The following is a 17,442-nucleotide window of genomic DNA, read 5'->3' on the forward strand; positions in this document are numbered from 1 at the left end:
GATACGACAAGCTGCTCGTCAACTTCATGGGCTTCGTCAAACTCGCCGCCCTGGCAATATGGCTTCGATAGTTAAATCGTCACCACGCCCTAGTGATCTTTTCGATTCCGACATTTGCTCGGCGCCTGTATCAGAGGGATGCAAATGTCGGCGTCAGATCAATAATGTGGCGAACGAATTTCGGATTCAAAGCCACACTAGTAATATATTGAATCTAATGTGGTTTATGGATTGACGTTCCTAAACGTAGATGCCATGCAAATAATAGGAACCTCAAATCCACCACACTAGCGGCTAACCCCAGAAACCACTTGAATTCACGATGGTTTAGGCAATGATGCAAATCGTTGCTCATGACCGTGCGTGTTTAAAACGAAGCAACCGGCTGCGCGCATCCGCGCGCCGAAAACATCCAAGAGGGGTCCATGACCAAAATCATCAAGACATCGAACTTCACACGCCGCGATATTCTCGCAATGTCGGCGGCACTGGGCGCAACGGCAATCTCGACCCGCGTTTTTGCCGCTGGCGAAAAGCTGAAAGTCGCAGGCATTCATGCCTCGCCGGTTGAAAATGCCTGGAATTCCCGCCTTCATGAAGCGCTCAAGCAGGCCAATGACGAAGGCGTCATCGAGTATGTTTTCTCTGAAGGCGTTTCGGCAAGCGACTATCCCCGCGCCATGCGCGAATATGCCGAACAGGGCGTCAAGCTGATTATCGGCGAAGCCTATGCCGTCGAACGCGAAGCGCGTCAGGTTGCGGGCGACTATCCGCAGACCGCCTTTGTCATGGGTTCGTCGGGCAAACCGCAGGGCGACAATTTCGGCGTGTTCGGCACCTGGAATTTCGAAGCCGGTTATCTGACCGGAATGCTGGCCGGCGCCATGAGCAAGTCGGGCGTGTTCGGTTCGGTCGGCGCGGTGCCGATCCCCGAAATCAACATGCTGATTAACGCCTTTCAGGACGGTGTGCGTGAAACGCGGCCCGATGCGAAATTCGTCGCTTCCTTCATGGGCACCTTCTTCGACCCGCCGAAGGCGCGTGAGGCCGGTCTTGCGGCCATCGATTCCGGCGCGGATATTCTGTTCGGCGAGCGCATCGGCACGGCGGACGCCGCCAAGGAACGCGGCATCAAGGCGATCGGCTCGCTGACCGACTATACGTCGCGTTACCCGGATACGGTTTTTGCCAATGCAATCTGGAATTTTGGCCCGATCCTCAATGCAGCCGTCGCAGATGCGAAGGCCGGACAGCCGACCGGCAAGGACTACACGCCATTCAGCATGATGAAGGAAGGCGGCAACGACATCGCCTATGTCAAGGGCGTCGCGCCTGCGGAAGCCGAGGCAAAGATGGAAGCGCGCCGCGCCGAGATCAAATCCGGCGCATTCACGCTCAAGCTCAACGCTGATGAGCCGAAATAATCATGCCTCCGCGCCGATGCCAAAACATCGGCGCGCCTCCTGCACGGGCACCTCATGACCTCCACCGTCCTTGAACTGCAAAACATCACCAAGCGTTTTGGCCACCTGACCGCCAATGACGATATTTCGCTAAAGCTCGGACGCGGCGAAATTCTCGCCTTTCTTGGCGAAAACGGCGCGGGCAAAACGACACTGATGAATATCCTGTTCGGCCATTATGTGCCGGATGAGGGCCGCGTTTTCGTCAAGGGCGCGGAAATCCCGCAGGGCAAGCCGCGTGCGGCCATCGATGCGGGCGTGGGCATGGTGCATCAGCATTTTACCCTCGCGCCCAATCTGACGGTTCTGGAAAATATCGTCACCGGCACGGAAAATCTCTGGAAACTCAAATCCGCCGATCGTGCAGCACGGGCAAAAATCACAAAAATTGCCGACCGTTTCGGCCTGAAAGTCGATCCCGATGCGCGGCTCGGCGATCTGTCGGTCGGTGAGCAACAGCGTGTGGAAATTCTCAAGGCGCTCTATAACGACGCCGATATTCTGATCCTCGATGAGCCGACCGCCGTTTTGACCACGCAGGAAGCGGAGAGCCTGTTCGCCACCTTGAAGGAAATGGCGCGTCAGGGCCTGTCGCTGATCTTCATTTCGCACAAGTTGCACGAAGTCATGTCGGCGGCAGGCCGCGTCGTGATTTTGCGCGGCGGCAAGGTGGTCGCCGAACGCCGAACATCGGAAACCTCGAAGGAAGAACTGGCGGAATTGATGGTCGGCCGGCGCGTGTCGCGCCCCACCCGCGCCGTTGCGACGCCCGGCGAGACTTTGCTGGAAGCCAAGAACATCACCGTTGTCGAAGACGGTATCACCCGTCTTTCCGACCTCGATTTTCATTTACGCGCAGGTGAAACGCTCGGCATCATCGGCGTATCCGGCAATGGGCAGGCGGCACTGGGGCGGCTGGTCTCCGGTCTCAGCCAGCCCACCAAAGGCGCGCTCACCCTATTTGGGAAAGAAGTCACAACCTTTGATCCGCGCCGCTTTGTGGCCGATGGTATTGGGCGCATCCCGGAAGACCGCAATGCCGAGGGCGTCATCGGTGACCTGACGCTGTGGGAAAACGCTATTCTGGAGCGCGTGCGCGATCCGGAATTCTCGAACGGTTTTCTGGTCAATCGCAATGCGGCGCGTGCATTTACCGACCGCATCATCAAGGATTTCGATGTACGCGGCGGCACGCCCGATAGCCGCATCCGCCTGCTTTCGGGCGGCAATATGCAAAAACTCATTCTGGGTCGTAATCTGGAAACCGCCCCGCGTATTCTGATCGCCGCGCAGCCCACGCGCGGCCTCGATGAAGGCGCGGTCGCTGCGATCCATGCCCGTATTCTGGAAGCCCGCGCCAAGGGTGCCGCCGTTCTGCTAATCTCGGAAGATCTCGATGAAATCATTGGCTTGGCGGATCGGGTTCAAGCGATTGTTAAAGGTCGTCTGTCACCGCCTATCGACGCGGCTGAAGTCAATGCGCAAAAGCTCGGACTGATGATGGCCGGTGAATGGCATGCAAATACGAAGGGGCTGAACTGATGCGGATCGAGCTACGCGAAACACGTCCCATGGCACTGGTTGCAACTGCGCCGGTCATCGCCGTTCTGGCCGCTTTCATTCTGGCCGGATTGCTGATCGCCGCCGCCGGAGCGCCGGTGCTGGAAGCCTTCCGTCAGATCGCCATCGGCGCTTTCGGCAATAAGCTTTCGATCACCGAAACGCTGACCCGCGCAGCGCCCCTGATGCTGACCGGTCTTGCCGCCGCCGTCGCCTTCCGCTCAAAGCTCTGGAACATCGGCGCAGAAGGCCAGTTTTATATGGGCGCGCTGGCCGTGGTGGCTGTCGGCGCGCAATTGCAGCTTCCCGCCCCGCTTTTGATCCCGCTCCTGCTTGTGGTCGGGGCAATCGCGGGCATGATTTTTCTCCTGATACCGCTCGGGCTTCGCCTGCGCTTCGGTGTCGATGAAGTCGTGACCACGCTTCTTTTGAACTTCATCGCCGTGCTCATTGTTTCCATGATGATCGAGGGACCGATGAAGGATCCCCTCGCCTTTGGCTGGCCGCAATCCGAACCGGTGCCAGACACCGCCGTCTTGCCCAAGATCATGTCCGGCATGCGGCTTCATATCGGCATCGTCATCGCCATCGTGCTGGCGCTTGTCATCGCCTATGTGCAGAAGCGTACCGTCTTCGGCCTTGAAACCAAGGCAGCGGGGCTCAACCCTGCGGCGGCGCGGTTTGCCGGTGTGCCGCTGGGCAAGACGCTCATAAAAGTCGCCTGCATTTCCGGCGGGCTGGCCGGGCTTGCGGGCGCGATACAGGTCATGGGCGTGAAAGGCTATGTCACGACCGATCTTTCGCCGGGCTTTGGCTATTCCGGCATCATTGTCGCCATGCTCGCCAATCTGAACCCCATCGGCGCGATCTTCTCCGCGCTTTTCACCGCCGCCATGTTCGTCGGCGCCGACGGCATGAGCCGCGCCATCGGCATTCCAAGCTTCATTGCCGACGTCACCGTGGCGCTGTCGCTCTTGACCATGCTGGTCGCACTCTTCTTCACTCAATACAGGATCGCCCGATGAACGCGCTGATGGATATCCTGCTCTCCGCGGGCCTGTGGGTTTCGGTCCTGCGCATCGCGACGCCGCTGATTTTCGGCACGCTTGGCGCGCTTTATTGCGAACGCGCCGGTGTGCTCAATCTCGGCATCGAAGGTATCATGACCTTCGGCGCGATGATTGGCTGGCTGACCGTGTTCAACGGCGCGGACCTGTGGGTGGGCGTTCTGGCAGCGGCAGCTTCCGGCGCGCTGTTCGGCCTGCTTCACGCCGCACTTACCGTGCCGCTCGGCCTGTCGCAGCATGTGGTCGGCCTCGGCATCACGCTGTTTTCATCGAGTCTCAGCTATTTCCTGTTCCGCCTTCTGGTGCCGCTTTCCTCGACACCACCGACGATCACCCCGTTCCAGCCGGTCAATCCGTCATGGCTCACTGACCTTCCCTTCATCGGACAGGTGCTCGGCTCTCAAACCGCGCTGACATGGATCGCCATTCCGCTGGCCCTGCTGCTTGGTTATGTGCTGTTCCGCACGCCGCTCGGCCTTGCCATCCGCATGACCGGCGAAAATCCCCATGCGGCGGAAGCGCAAGGCATCGATCCCATCCGCGTACGCATTTTCACGATCATGTTCGGCAGCGCGCTGATGGCGGTGGGCGGCGCATTCCTGACGCTTTCCGCGTTCAATTCGTTCTTCCCGACGATGATGCAGGGACGTGGCTGGGTGTGTATTGCATTGGTGGTCTTTTCATCATGGAAACCGGCGCGCGCCCTTCTGGGCGCTCTGCTGTTCGCGCTTTTCGATGCCTTCCAGCTTCGCCTGCAAACCGTTTACGGCAAGGCTGTGCCTTATCAGCTTTTCCTGATGATCCCCTATATCATGTCGATTGTCGCGCTGATCGTCATGGCGCGGCGCGCGCGCGTGCCGCAGGCGCTGATGCAGCCCTATCGGCGCGGCGAGAGATAGAAGAAGCCGCCAGATCATGGCATCTGGCGGCTCTCTGTTTTCAAGCGCTATGACGCTCCTCGCCGGAGAGCCATGTTTCGCTGACCTTGATCTTGCTGATCGTCGCCGGATCAACGGTGGTCGGGTCCTGCTCCAGAATGGTCAGATCGGCATATTTTCCGGGTTCCAGACTGCCGACAATGTCATCCATGCGGCAATGCCACGCGGCATCGATGGTCACGGCGCGTAACGCAGCATCGACCGGAATTCGCTCATCGGGAAAGAACACATCCCCGCCGTCATTCATAATGCGGGTCACGGCGTTTTCGACATAACGCAGCGGTTCGATAGGCGTCACGTTCCAGTCGGAATGGAACGAGATTATCAGCCCGGCCGCCAGTGCCGAAGCGCACGGGTCGTAGAATTTCGCACGATCCGGCCCCAGAATTTCGTCCCGGAATGCCTTGCCCCACCAGTGCACATGACCGATCAGGAAGCTTGGCGACAGACCCAGCTCCTTCATCTTCGCCATCTGTTCGGGGTGAAAGACGCTGCAATGTTCGATGCGGTGGCGGTGATCGTCGCGCGGCGTTTCCTTCAACACGGTTTCGTAGGCGGCAATCGTCGCATCGATCGCCGCATCGCCATTGGCATGAACGCCGACCTGCCAGCCGCCCTTATGCGCGCGGCGAATGGCTTCCGTCAGCTCTTCTGGCGTATAATTCATCGCTCCACGACTATCCGTGCCCAGATAGTTCTCGCGCTGATAGCCGGTTTTGGCCTGATTGGAGCCATCCGCCCATGCCTTGATGCCATCAAGGCGATACATATCCGTTCCGCGACCGGGCTTGAAGCCAAGCTTCTCCCACTGATCCATGGCGGTTGACACCAACATGCCGCGATAACGGATTGGCGGCTTCTTTGCCATGACAGCGTCCAGAAGCGCCACGTCATGTTCTGCCGCCAACATGCCAACGCCGCAATCGTGCAGCGAGGTGCAGCCCACGGAAGCGGCGTGATCCATCATCCTGCGGGTATATTCCTGCAACTGGACGGCCGTCGGCATGGGCATCTTGCCCAGGAACGGCATGAATGACGGCGGCTCTTCCAGACGCCCCGTCAACTTGCCGTTTGCATCTTTGACAAAACGGGATTCGGGAAGATCGGCTGAGGAGTCCGAAACGCCTGCAATAGCCAGCGCCTTGCTGTTGACATAGGAGATATGCCCGTTGCTCTCCATCATGAAAAATGGATTGTTCGGAGCAAGTTCATCCAGTTCCTTAAGCGTGGGAACATGCGCGCCTTTGGTGATGCTCGGATCGAACAACTGGGCACGGACCCACTCGCCTTCCTTGGCCCTGGCCACCGCATCGCGCAGCTTGTTCCAGACCTGATCGAAAGTCGGCGTGGAAATCGGGCCGACATCCAGCCAGTCGTCCATGGCGACAAAAGTCGAATGCATGTGCGGATCGATCAGCCCCGGCATCAGCGTTCGGCCATCCAGATCGACAATGCGCGTTGCGCTACCGCGATAGGCATCGACTTCGTCCATGGAACCTATCGCCAATATGCGCTCGCCGCGAATGGCCAGCGCCTCGGCGCGCGGCGCGGCAGGGTTGATGGACAGGATCGGCCCACCGCGAAAGATCACATCGGCCGGATCGTCTGCTGCATAAGCGCGACCGATACCAAGCGCCGGTTCCACGGCAGTCGCGGCAAAGGCCGAAACTGCAGCTCCACCCATATATTTCAGAAAATCACGTCTGGTTGCCGCGTGCCGGACAACAGCAAGCATTCCTGGATTGCAGGCTAAACACATCTGAAAATACTCCCGAATGACGCCTCAATATTACAGATGGTGTAATTTATTTCCAATGAAGTCTATATATATGATTAATTTCTATAATATTATCCTATTCTAATATTCAATAAATAAAGTAAAAAAGAAACGGCGCCCGAAGGCGCCGTTTCCAATTCACTATCGCAGTGTCGATCAGGCAACGCTTGCCTTGCCGCTCTTTTCAAAACGCTTGCGCTCGTTCGGATCGAGGTAGAGCTTGCGCAGGCGGATCGACTTCGGCGTCACTTCCACCAGTTCGTCATCCTGAATCCACGACAAGGCGCGTTCCAGCGTCATCTTGATCGGCGGGGTCAGCTTCACGGCTTCATCCTTGCCGGCGGCGCGCACGTTGGTGAGCTTCTTGCCCTTCAGGACATTGACTTCAAGATCGTTGTCACGGCTGTGGATGCCGATCAGCATACCCTGATAGACCTTGACGCCCGCATCGATGATCATCGGGCCGCGATCTTCAAGGTTGAAGAGCGCATAGGCAACCGCTTCGCCCTGATCGTTGGAGATCAGAACGCCGTTGTTGCGTCCGGCAATCTCACCCTTGAAAGGCTGGTAGTCGTGGAACAGGCGGTTCATGATCGCCGTGCCGCGCGTATCGGTCAGAAGTTCCGACTGGTAGCCGATCAGGCCGCGGGTCGGCGCGTAGAAAACCATGCGCACGCGGTTGCCGCCCGAAGGACGCAGCTCGACCATTTCGGCCTTGCGCTCGGACATTTTCTGCACGACCGTGCCGGAATATTCCTCATCGACGTCGATGACGACTTCCTCGACCGGCTCCAGCATTTCGCCATTGTCGCCTTCCTTCATGACGACGCGCGGACGCGAGACGCCAAGTTCAAAGCCTTCACGGCGCATGTTTTCGATCAGAACGGCAAGCTGCAATTCGCCGCGACCGGACACGAAGAAGGAATCCTTTTCGCTCGATTCCTCGATCTTCAGCGCGACATTGCCCTCGGCTTCCTTGAGCAGACGATCGCGAATGACGCGGCTCGTCACCTTGTCGCCTTCGGTGCCCGCATAGGGGCTGTCATTGACGATGAAGGACATGGTGACGGTCGGCGGATCGATCGGCTGGGCTTCCAGCGGCGCATTGACCGACGGATCGCAGAACGTGTCGGCAACCGTGCCCTTGGACAGACCGGCGATGGCAACGATGTCGCCTGCCTGCGCCTCGTCGATAGCCTGACGCTCGATACCGCGGAAAGCGAGGATCTTCGAGATACGGCCGTTTTCGAGCAGCGAGCCGTCCTGCCCCAGAACCTTGACGGCCTGGTTCGCCTTGATCGAGCCGGAATGAATGCGGCCGGTGATGATGCGGCCAAGGAACGGATCAGCTTCGAGGATCGTGCCGATCATGCGGAACGGGCCTTCGGCAACCTTCGGGGCCGGAACGTGCTTGAGCACCAGATCGAACAGCGGGGACAGGCCTTCATCCTTCGGGCCTTCCGGGTTCAGCGCCATCCAGCCGTTACGGCCGGAACCGTAGAGGATCGGGAAGTCGAGCTGCTCGTCGGTTGCGTCGAGATTGGCGAAGAGGTCGAAGACTTCGTTGACGACTTCCTCGTGACGGCCATCGGGACGGTCGATCTTGTTGATCGCGACAATGGGCTTCAGGCCGACCTTGAGCGCCTTGCCGACGACGAATTTCGTCTGCGGCATCGGGCCTTCGGCGGCGTCCACGAGAACGATGGCGCCGTCCACCATCGAAAGGATACGTTCAACTTCACCGCCGAAATCGGCGTGGCCGGGCGTATCGACGATATTGATGCGGGTGTTTTTCCAGACAACCGAGGTCGCCTTGGCGAGAATGGTGATCCCGCGTTCCTTTTCAATATCGTTGGAGTCCATCATGCGTTCTGCAACGCGCTGGTTCTCGCGGAACGAGCCGGACTGCTTCAGGAGTTCGTCGACCAGTGTGGTTTTGCCATGATCGACGTGTGCGATAATAGCGATATTACGCAATTCCATATGGAGATCACTTCTGTATGAGTTGGGAGCCGCGCCAACAGACCCGCGCGGAAAAACAATGCGGCGCTCTTACAGGTTTTTTTGCGTTTTAGAAAGGGGCAGCGCGAAACTGCCCCGTATTTCGCGAGGAAACCTGCATTTCACCGCGCTTTTACACCGTCAATCTGACAGTTTTTTGTCTGTGTCGGAACGGTTCAGAGCAACGTGCCGGACAAAATGACCAGCGCCACGCTGAAATAAATCACCAGCCCCGTGACGTCGACAAGCGTCGCCACGAATGGCGCGGATGCGCTTGCCGGATCGAAGCCCAGCCTTTGCAGCACGAAAGGCAGCATGGAGCCGGTCAGCGAACCGAAGGTGACGATGCAGACCAGCGCCATGCCGACAGTGAACCCGACCAACATCCAGTGTTCGCCGTAATCGTAGATGCCGAGCGTCTGCCATGCGACGATGCGCAGAATGCCGATGCAACCCAGAAAACTGCCGAGCGCCAGACCGGAAGGGATTTCGCGTAGCGCGACGCGCCACCAGTCCTTGAGCCTGATTTCCTGCAAGGCCAGCGCGCGGATGATGAGCGAGGTCGCCTGCGAACCGGAATTGCCGCCCGAGGACATGATGAGCGGGATGAACAGCGTCAGCACCAGCGCCTTTTCCAGTTCTCCCTCGAAATACTGCATGGCGCTTGCCGTCAGCATTTCGCCGAGGAACAGAATGCCGAGCCAGCCGGCGCGCTTTTTCAGCATCTCACCGAAGCCGAGCCGCATATAGGGCTTGTCCAGCGCCTCCATGCCGCCAAAGCGATAGGCGTCCTCGCTCGCTTCTTCCGTCATCGCGTCAAGCACGTCATCCACGGTCACGATGCCGATGATATGGCGGCCTTCATCGACCACCGGCACGGCCAGAAGGTCATGCTTGCGGAACAGGCGCGCTACCTCCTCGCGGCTTGCCAGCGGCGAAATGGTGATCGGCTCGTCGTCACGCGCAATCGACAGGATCGGCTCGTCGGGTTCACGAATGATGAGGCGGCGCAGGCTGACCACGCCCTGCAAAACCCGTGTGATCGGGTCGATCACATAGATCGCATAGACCGTTTCACGCGTGCGCTCGACCTTGCGGATATGATCCAGCGTCTGCCCGACATTCCAGTTCGTCGGCACGGCAATGAATTCGATGGTCATGAGCGAACCCGCCGTATTCGGCGGATAGCCCATGAGCTTCTTCAGCGCGACCTTGGTTTCGGGCGCGAGAACGGGAAAGAGGCGCGCGCGGTCCTCGTCTTCCATGTCCTGAAAGACGTCGGTGGCGCGGTCCGCCGACATGCCGTCGAGCAGAAGGCTTGCGAGGCCGGGCGGGAGGGTTGCGAGGATTTCGGTCGCACGATGCAGTTCCGGCTGGTCGAGCAGGCGGATGGCATCCTCGTGCGAAAGCTGCGCGGTGACGGCGACTGCATCATCGGCATCGAGTTCGTTGACGAGTTCCACCGCGTCGCCGGTACGCATATCCGCAATGCGGCTTGCGATGGCGGCGGCGGGAAGATCGGCAACATTGAGATCTTCCGCAAGGAAGTTGTTGTCGGGCTTGAGGCCGGTCATGGGCTTGCCTTTCTGTCGATCCGCCGTCGAAGGCAGACCGTGCAAGCCGACCGCGAGCGATCAGATCACGAACTGCCTTGACGGCTGAAACAATCGACTATGACTGTCGCTGGGCATAAGAGAATAAAACTCCGATTGAAATTGCCGCCACGGAAACTGGCAGCGGGCGTGATGTGCGCCCCGCGACCGCCAAAGTCAAGCCCTGCCGGAAAATGTAAAACGCTTTTTCCCGAAAGCCGGTGTCAGCGGTTCGCGCCCCCTTGCCCGCCCGCGAGGCAGCGCCTAAGTCTGGTGCATATCGAAGCATTTGATCTGGAGCCTCATCATGTCCGACAAGCCCGTTTATAATCATGCGCTGACCGAATGGAACGGACCGCTGGGCCTGCCGGATTTCACCGCTTTCAGGGATGACGATTTCGCGCCCGCTTTCGAGGCGGCGCTGGCGCGGGACCTAGCCGAAGTGGAAGCCGTCGCCGGAGCGAAGGACGAACCGACCATCGACAACACGCTGAAAGCCCTGCAACTGACCGGCAAGGCGCTCAAACGCGTCTCCGCCGTTTTCTGGATGCGCGCGGGCGCGCATACCAACAATGCGATCCAGGCGCTGGAACGCGAGATCGCGCCGAAAATGTCGCGTCATTATTCGCGCGTCATGATGGACCCGGCACTGTTCGCCCGCATCGACGCGCTTTACGAAAACCGCGACATGCTGGACCTCGACATCGAAACGAAGCGCGTTCTGGAAAAGACCTGGAAGGGCTTTGTCCGGTCCGGCGCGAAGCTTGACGAGGCGGGCAAGACCGAGCTTGCCGCCATCAATGAGAAGCTTGCCGGGCTTGGCGCGCGTTTCGGCCAGAACGTGCTGAAGGACGAGTCGGGCTGGGCGCTGTTCATCACCGACGAAGCCGACCTTGCCGGTCTGCCGGATTTCCTGAAAAACGCCATGCAGGGTGCTGCCACTGAACGCGGCAGGCCGGAGGCCTGGGCGGTCACGCTGTCGCGTTCGATTGTGGAACCATTCCTGTCCTTCTCGCAGAACCGTGCGCTCCGCGAACAGGCGTTCAGCGCCTGGGCGAAGCGCGGTGAAAATGGCGGCGAGACCGACAATCGCGACATTGTGCGCGAAATGGTGGAACTGCGCGAGCGCAAGGCGCATCTGCTCGGCTATGCCAATTTTGCCGCCTACAAGCTTGACGACACCATGGCCAAGACACCGAAGGCCGTCATGGACCTGCTCGAACCCGTATGGGACAAGGCGCGCGCCAAGGCGGCGGAGGAACAGGCCGAACTGGAGCGGCTGATCGCAGCCGATGGCGGCAACCACAAGGTGGCGCCATGGGACTGGCGCTTCTACGCGGAAAAGCTGCGCGCCGAACGTTTCGCTTTCGACGAAGCCGAACTGAAGCCCTACCTGCAACTGGAGAAGATCGTCGAGGCCGCTTTCGACGTGGCGGGCCGCCTGTTCGGCATCCGCTTCGAGGAAAAGAAGGGCATAGCCGCATGGCACCCGGATGTACGGGTGTTTCAGGTATTCAATCCCGACGGCAGCGAACGCGGCCTTTTCCTCGGCGATTATTTCGCCCGCACCTCGAAGCGCTCCGGTGCATGGATGAGCGCGCTGCAATCGAGCCACAAGCTCGGCGACGGCCAGAAGCCGATCATCTATAACGTCATGAACTTCGCCAAGCCCAAGGCGGGCGAACCCGCCCTGCTCTCGCTCGACGACGCGCGCACGCTGTTCCATGAATTCGGTCATGCCCTGCACGGCCTTCTGTCGGACGTGACATGGCCCGCCGTTTCCGGCACCGCCGTCTCGCGCGATTTCGTGGAACTGCCGTCGCAGCTTTACGAACACTGGCTGACCGTCCCGGCCGTGCTCGAAAAATATGCCGTGCACTACCGCACCGGCGACGCCATGCCGAAGGCGCTGTTGGAGAAGGTTCTGGCCGCACGCACCTTCAATGCCGGTTTCGATACGGTCGAATTCACCTCTTCGGCGCTCGTGGACATGGCTTTCCATACGGGCGCGGAAAAGATTGCCGATCCGCTGGCATTCGAAGCGCAGACCCTGTCGAAACTTTCAATGCCGGATGCAATCGTCATGCGTCACCGCACACCGCATTTCACGCACGTATTTTCCGGCGACGGTTATTCGGCGGGCTATTATTCCTATATGTGGTCGGAAGTGCTCGACGCCGATGCCTTCTCGGCATTCGAGGAAACGGGCGACGCCTTCAACCCCGAACTGGCGGCGAAGCTGAAGCAGCACATCTATTCGGCAGGCGGAAGCCGTGACCCGGAAGAGCTTTACAAGGCCTTCCGCGGCAAGATGCCGACGCCGGACGCCATGATCGAAAAACGCGGCCTTAACTAGTGTGGTTTCAATTCAATACGGAAACGCTCACCGTTCGGCCTGCGACGAGGTGGACGTTTTCAGGCACGTTTTCGAGCTTGACCCGCACCGGCACACGCTGCGCGAGGCGCACCCAGTTGAAGGTTGGCGACACATTGGCGAGGAGGCTGGAGGAATCGCTGCGTTCGCGATCCTCGATGCCGCCCGCAATGCCTTCTACCCTGCCGGTGAGCCGGGCCTTGCTGCCCATGATATCGACCACGACCGGATCGCCGATCCGAATGCGCTCGAGCTTGTTCTCCTCGAAATAACCGGCGACGTAGAAGGAATCCGTATCGACCAGCGCTGTCACGGGCGAACCTGCGGAAACATAGTCGCCGGGTTGCAGCGAGAAGTTCGTGATGACGCCGTTGACCGGCGCCTTGACCGAGGAACGGTCCAGATTGAGCGCGGCAAGATCGCGGTCGAGTTGCGCCTGACGATAGGCGGCTTCGGCTTGCTGCGCTGTCGTTTCGACCTGCTCCAGCTTCTGGCGCGTCACGGTGGTGTCGTTGAGCTGGCGATAGCGGACAAGATCGCGATTGGCCATGTCGAGCGCGGCCTTGCTGCTGTCCACCTTCGCTTCCGCCGTCTGCAAGGCGAGCCTGTAGCGCGCCTGGTCGATGCGGAAGATCACGTCTCCCTGATGAACCGGCTGGTTGTCATGCACCATCACCTCGCCGACGAGACCGGAAACGTCCGGTGCGAGACGCACCACGTCGGCGCGAATCTTGCCGTCGCGCGTCCACGGCGCATTCATGTAGTAGTCCCACAGGTGCCAGCCGAGCAGACCCGCCATGGCAACCATGGCGACGGTGAGAAGGACCCGGCCGGAATAGGCAAAGAGCTTTTTCATAACGGTATTCCATTGAGAACGATGGCGGCGGCGCCGAGAATGCAGAAATACATGGCGGTATCGAACAGGGGGCGATGCCAGACGAAACGGTAGAAACGCACACGGGCAAGAAGCCGCTGCATGAGCGTGTTGGCGAAATAGGCGCCGAGCGCCAGCACGCCGAGGGTCGGAATATAGATTCCGTATATGTCGAGTTCAGGTTGCATCACTGTTTCACATGGTTGTTCAGGCGGCTTGCGGCAGTTCCAGCCGCGGACGCGGCGGCAGGGCAAAAGGCGGAGCCTTGGGGAAAAGGTTGAAGCGAAGCGCGACCAGCGCCATCCGTGTGCGTCTGGCCACCGTGGGCGAGCCGCTTTCGATAATTGTCGTGATCGCACCGTCGATGGAGGCGAGCAGCTTCCTGTCGATCTCGTCCGCCTCGTGTGGCCTGTTCGACAGGGCGCGGTAATGCGCGCCCACACCGTCCAGCACCTCATCGACCGCCATGCGGCAGGACGAAGGCAGCTTGGAGCGATATTGCTGGAGGTCGATGATGTTCATCCCGTTGCGCAGGTCCCGCAGCAGGTCCACCTTCGCCACATCGGAAGAACGCACTGTTGCCAGACGCGGCGTCATCATGCCGATGCGGTCGATCATGCGCAGCAGGAGGCGGTTCATGCGCTGGCGGCGATGACGGTCGGGGCGGCGTTCGGCGGCAAGCGCGATATCGTGCCAGCCGGCCTTGATCAGGCGGCGCACGCTCCATTCCGCGCCGACCGAACGCACGATGGAGGTCACGACGGCAGCGATGACGATGCCCAGCACCGTGGCCAGATTGGCATTGGCGAAGCTCACGAAATCATGCGTCAGGTGTCCTTGCAGCATCAGCATGTTCGGCAGGTTCACGCACAGGACCATGCCGAGCAGAAACCGCGACGGAATCGCCAGAAGCAGACCTGCGGGCACCAGAAACAGGCCCAGAACCAGCACCAGCGGAAAGAAACCGTCCACCAGGGGCAGGAGCGCGAATTCAAACACGAAGGCTGCGGCGATCACGATCAGGAGCAGCCAGTTGAACTTGCGCATGACCGGAACCGGATCGTCCGTGGTCGCGAAGATGCAGCAGAAGATGCCCGCCATCATGGCCGCGGCGCTGCCCTGCGACCAGCCGGTCGCGATCCAGAATGCCGTCGCGATGCAGGTCGCCAGAAAGGCGGAAAAGCCCGACAGGAAAGCCATGCCGAAATCGCGGTGTCTGGGCCGCCCCTTCAGATGCGCGTCATAACGGCGCCAGCGCAGCGAATGGCGCGAGCCGGAGAGAATATCCTGGCGCAGCGTGATGCAATCGCTCCATATCTGGACCAGATCGCGGACACGCGCCGCCACGTTGAACGGCAGAAGCTCGCCCCAGCTCGACGCATCCCCGCCGTGCCGGTCGATTTCCTCGATCAGTCGCAGCAGCGCGGCGCGGCGCTCCTCGGAGAGGTTTTCTCCGCTCTCGATCCATGAGCAGGCCTCATCCAGCAATTTCTGGACAGCCGGATGCCAGGGCTTTTCAGTCTCGCCCGGCTTCAGCGCAAGCACGTCTTGCAGGCTCGATATGATCGGCAGTACCGCCACCATGCGCTGTTGCAGCACATGAAGCAGCGTTCCGACATTTCTGATCGAGGACGTGTCGTAGGCGACATGGGTGGTCAGGTTGCGCAGTTCCAGCGCATCGGCGGCAAGGCGCTGGCGGTCGCGCAGGAATTCCGGCGTCGCGCCCTCCCCGCGCATACTTGCAACCACGAGCTTCGCCCCGTCGCGCAGCCAGTTGTCGATGCGCGCCACCAGCACCGGCCCGCTATGGCGCGGGAAGACGATGCGGTTGACGACGGCGGCGCAGATGATGCCGACGGCTATTTCTTCCACGCGGCCGACCGCATAGTCGAATGTCGTTTCGGGCGCGGAGACGACCGCAAAGCTTGCAATGGCGACGGTATAGCCTGCCAGCATGAAGAGATAGCTGCGCGGCGTGCCGTCGAGCAGGCTGACGACAAGGCAAAGCCCCATCCAAAGCCCGATGGCCAGCGTGAGAATCTCCGGCGAGTTGACCAGATGCGGAACGAAGACAATCGTCACCGCACCGCCGATGATCGTTCCTATCAAGCGATAGAAACCCTTTGACGTGGTGGCGCCCGACAGCGGATGCGCAACGATATAGACCGCCGCGATGGACCAGTACGGATTGGGCAGGTCCGCCATCAGGCCAATCCACAAGGCGAGCATGGCCGCAGCGAAGGTCTTCAGCGAAAAGACCACGTCCCAGAATTTCGGTGTTGTTTCGGCCAGCTTCGTCATGGTTTCGGGGGCACCGGTTCAATGCATTGCATCTTTCCGGTCAGAAAGCCGATCAGAAAGACTGCGTTTGAAGTTTCTCATTCAGCCTGCGCAGCACTTCCATGGCGGCATCGACCGAATCGGCATCGAGATCGCCAAGAAACAATGCGCGAAGACGCGCCGCCGACTTTTCCACCTCGGCGGCAAGCGCGCGGCCGTCTTCTGTCAGTTGAATGAGCCTGATGCGACGATCGGCATCGTCGGCGACACGCTGGATCAGGCCGTCCTTTTCCAGCTCATCGACGACCCGGACAATCGTCGCCCCCTCGATGCCAACGCGTTCGGCCAGCATACCCTGGGGGATACGATCTCCACGCCGCAGGAGGATCATCAGCGGTATGGCTTTCGCATCCGAAAGACCATGTTCCGCCATCGCCGCGTCAAACGCTTTCCGCCAGCCTCTGGCGGTGCTTGCAAGAAGCGGTGCGAACTCGACCCATGCCTGTTTCATCATATCATTCCATTCAAATAGATAGCTTCATATCTATATGGATACAATCTATTTGATTACAACCCGCCTCGCTTGTTCATCAATTGTTTGTGTAGGATTGCCGCGAAAAACATCGTCATGATTGTGGATGGCTGCGTCGCCAAGGCGCTTGACCGCCGCCCCCGCCCTCTGCCATCGATGCAGCCATGCGCGCAAATTACAGAATGCAGAGACTTTACGTGGAAAACGACCTCGCGGCCGGTGCGCCGGTCGAGGCCGGTCCACAGGCGGCTCATTATCTTTCACACGTCCTGCGGCTGAAGGACGGCGATGAAATCCTCGCCTTCAACGGACGTGACGGCGAATGGAAGGCACGGCTCAGGCCGGAAGGCAAGAAGCGGCTTTTTCTGGAACCGATCGAGCAGACCCGCCCGCAACCGGCCCCGAGCGACCTCGTCTATTGTTTCGCACCCCTGAAACAGGGGCGGCTCGATTACATGGTCCAGAAGGCCGTGGAGATGGGCGCGGGCGTGCTGCAACCCGTCATCACGCAGCACACGCAGGTGCCGAAGCTCGGGGTAGACCGGATCCGGGCCAACGCTATCGAGGCCGCCGAACAATGCGGCGTCCTCTCCCTTCCCGAATGCCGCGATGCGGTGCGCTTCGACCGTTTCATCGACCAGTGGGACACATCCCGCCGCCTGATCTTCTGCGACGAGGGCCATGAATCGGACAATCCGCTCGCCATCCTGCAAGGGTTGAAGCCCGGCCCCGTCGGTCTTCTGATCGGACCGGAGGGCGGTTTTTCGGAGGACGAACGCCAGACGCTCAGGCGTCTTCCTTTCGTCACCGCCATTCCGCTCGGACCGCGAATCCTGCGGGCCGATACCGCTGCCGTCGCCGCCATGGCTCTGGTACAATCCGTGCTCGGCGACTGGGGAAATGTGGAATGAAGTTCTCCTGACTTCCATGTTCAATGAAATTGACTTGCGGAATTTGACAAATTTGTCCAATCACGCTGAAAAG

Annotated in this window: 13 protein-coding genes; 6 read left to right on the forward strand and 7 right to left on the reverse strand. The window is 59.8% G+C overall.

Annotated elements, in window-relative coordinates; all coding sequences use genetic code 11:
- The first annotated feature begins 434 nt into the window (after positions 1-434).
- From FHS76_RS03985 to FHS76_RS04000, 4 genes are read left to right on the forward strand one after another with little or no spacing between them, the layout of a single operon-like run.
- A complete protein-coding gene (locus FHS76_RS03985) occupies positions 435-1,424 on the forward strand; it encodes a BMP family protein (RefSeq protein WP_374828573.1) in 990 nt (329 codons plus the stop codon).
- A 54-nt stretch (positions 1,425-1,478) separates the two neighbouring features.
- Positions 1,479-3,005, forward strand: a complete 1,527-nt coding sequence (locus FHS76_RS03990; RefSeq protein WP_183648460.1) for an ABC transporter ATP-binding protein — start codon at positions 1,479-1,481, stop codon at positions 3,003-3,005.
- Entirely contained in the window at positions 3,005-4,048 is a 1,044-nt protein-coding gene (locus FHS76_RS03995; RefSeq protein WP_183649287.1) for an ABC transporter permease, read from the forward strand. The genes FHS76_RS03990 and FHS76_RS03995 overlap by 1 nt, the downstream gene beginning before the upstream one ends.
- Positions 4,045-4,989, forward strand: coding sequence for an ABC transporter permease (locus FHS76_RS04000; protein ID WP_183648463.1), 945 nt, complete (start codon positions 4,045-4,047; stop codon positions 4,987-4,989). The genes FHS76_RS03995 and FHS76_RS04000 overlap by 4 nt, the downstream gene beginning before the upstream one ends.
- Positions 4,990-5,029: 40 nt before the next feature.
- Here the strand turns inward: FHS76_RS04000 and FHS76_RS04005 are convergent, their stop codons facing one another.
- The 3 genes from FHS76_RS04005 to mgtE form a co-directional block, all read right to left on the reverse strand.
- Positions 5,030-6,787: an amidohydrolase gene (locus tag FHS76_RS04005; protein WP_183648466.1), complete on the reverse strand. Its 1,758-nt coding sequence runs from the start codon at positions 6,785-6,787 to the stop codon at positions 5,030-5,032.
- Between the two features lie 174 nt (positions 6,788-6,961).
- Entirely contained in the window at positions 6,962-8,788 is a 1,827-nt protein-coding gene (typA, locus tag FHS76_RS04010; RefSeq protein ID WP_183648469.1) for a translational GTPase TypA, read from the reverse strand.
- Between the two features lie 194 nt (positions 8,789-8,982).
- Entirely contained in the window at positions 8,983-10,380 is a 1,398-nt protein-coding gene (gene mgtE, locus FHS76_RS04015) for a magnesium transporter (protein ID WP_183648472.1), read from the reverse strand.
- A gap of 325 nt (positions 10,381-10,705) precedes the next feature.
- Here mgtE and FHS76_RS04020 point away from each other — a divergent pair, with 325 nt between their 5' ends.
- Positions 10,706-12,754, forward strand: coding sequence for a M3 family metallopeptidase (locus tag FHS76_RS04020; RefSeq protein WP_183648475.1), 2,049 nt, complete (start codon positions 10,706-10,708; stop codon positions 12,752-12,754).
- 7 nt (positions 12,755-12,761) lie between these two features.
- Here the strand turns inward: FHS76_RS04020 and FHS76_RS04025 are convergent, their stop codons facing one another.
- Genes FHS76_RS04025 through FHS76_RS04040 form a run of 4 tightly spaced genes read right to left on the reverse strand, consistent with a single transcriptional unit; the run spans position 12,762 to position 16,437 of the window.
- On the reverse strand, positions 12,762-13,628 hold the full coding sequence (locus FHS76_RS04025) for an efflux RND transporter periplasmic adaptor subunit (RefSeq protein WP_183648478.1): 867 nt from the start codon (positions 13,626-13,628) through the stop codon (positions 12,762-12,764).
- Positions 13,625-13,834 (reverse strand): DUF1656 domain-containing protein, encoded by a 210-nt coding sequence (locus FHS76_RS04030; RefSeq protein ID WP_183648481.1) that lies wholly within the window; start codon positions 13,832-13,834, stop codon positions 13,625-13,627. Before FHS76_RS04030 ends, FHS76_RS04025 begins: the two co-directional genes overlap by 4 nt.
- Before the next feature lie 19 nt (positions 13,835-13,853).
- Positions 13,854-15,947, reverse strand: a complete 2,094-nt coding sequence (locus FHS76_RS04035) for an FUSC family protein (RefSeq protein WP_183648484.1) — start codon at positions 15,945-15,947, stop codon at positions 13,854-13,856.
- A 52-nt stretch (positions 15,948-15,999) separates the two neighbouring features.
- The gene (locus FHS76_RS04040; protein WP_183648487.1) at positions 16,000-16,437 is read right to left on the reverse strand and encodes a MarR family winged helix-turn-helix transcriptional regulator; all 438 of its coding nucleotides are present in this window, start codon (positions 16,435-16,437) and stop codon (positions 16,000-16,002) included.
- Between the two features lie 185 nt (positions 16,438-16,622).
- On the opposite strand from FHS76_RS04040, the gene FHS76_RS04045 reads away from it, so the two are divergent.
- Complete coding sequence (locus FHS76_RS04045) at positions 16,623-17,369, forward strand: 16S rRNA (uracil(1498)-N(3))-methyltransferase (protein ID WP_328700433.1); 747 nt, start codon at positions 16,623-16,625, stop codon at positions 17,367-17,369.
- Positions 17,370-17,442 lie beyond the last annotated feature (73 nt).

It is taken from the genome of Brucella daejeonensis, from assembly GCF_014199265.1.
In the GTDB taxonomy this organism is placed as follows: Bacteria; Pseudomonadota; Alphaproteobacteria; order Rhizobiales; family Rhizobiaceae; genus Brucella; species Brucella daejeonensis.

What these genes read in the sequence shown, in the direction of transcription:
- FHS76_RS03990 (WP_183648460.1), top strand. Translation starts at nt 1,479, where the DNA reads ATGACCTCCACCGTCCTTGAACTGCAAAACATCACCAAGCGTTTTGGC.
- FHS76_RS03995 (WP_183649287.1), top strand. Translation starts at nt 3,005, where the DNA reads ATGCGGATCGAGCTACGCGAAACACGTCCCATGGCACTGGTTGCAACT.
- FHS76_RS04000 (WP_183648463.1), top strand. Translation starts at nt 4,045, where the DNA reads ATGAACGCGCTGATGGATATCCTGCTCTCCGCGGGCCTGTGGGTTTCG.
- FHS76_RS04005 (WP_183648466.1), bottom strand. Translation starts at nt 6,787, where the DNA reads ATGTGTTTAGCCTGCAATCCAGGAATGCTTGCTGTTGTCCGGCACGCG.
- typA (WP_183648469.1), bottom strand. Translation starts at nt 8,788, where the DNA reads ATGGAATTGCGTAATATCGCTATTATCGCACACGTCGATCATGGCAAA.
- mgtE (WP_183648472.1), bottom strand. Translation starts at nt 10,380, where the DNA reads ATGACCGGCCTCAAGCCCGACAACAACTTCCTTGCGGAAGATCTCAAT.
- FHS76_RS04020 (WP_183648475.1), top strand. Translation starts at nt 10,706, where the DNA reads ATGTCCGACAAGCCCGTTTATAATCATGCGCTGACCGAATGGAACGGA.
- FHS76_RS04025 (WP_183648478.1), bottom strand. Translation starts at nt 13,628, where the DNA reads ATGAAAAAGCTCTTTGCCTATTCCGGCCGGGTCCTTCTCACCGTCGCC.
- FHS76_RS04030 (WP_183648481.1), bottom strand. Translation starts at nt 13,834, where the DNA reads ATGCAACCTGAACTCGACATATACGGAATCTATATTCCGACCCTCGGC.
- FHS76_RS04035 (WP_183648484.1), bottom strand. Translation starts at nt 15,947, where the DNA reads ATGACGAAGCTGGCCGAAACAACACCGAAATTCTGGGACGTGGTCTTT.
- FHS76_RS04040 (WP_183648487.1), bottom strand. Translation starts at nt 16,437, where the DNA reads ATGAAACAGGCATGGGTCGAGTTCGCACCGCTTCTTGCAAGCACCGCC.
- FHS76_RS04045 (WP_328700433.1), top strand. Translation starts at nt 16,623, where the DNA reads ATGCGCGCAAATTACAGAATGCAGAGACTTTACGTGGAAAACGACCTC.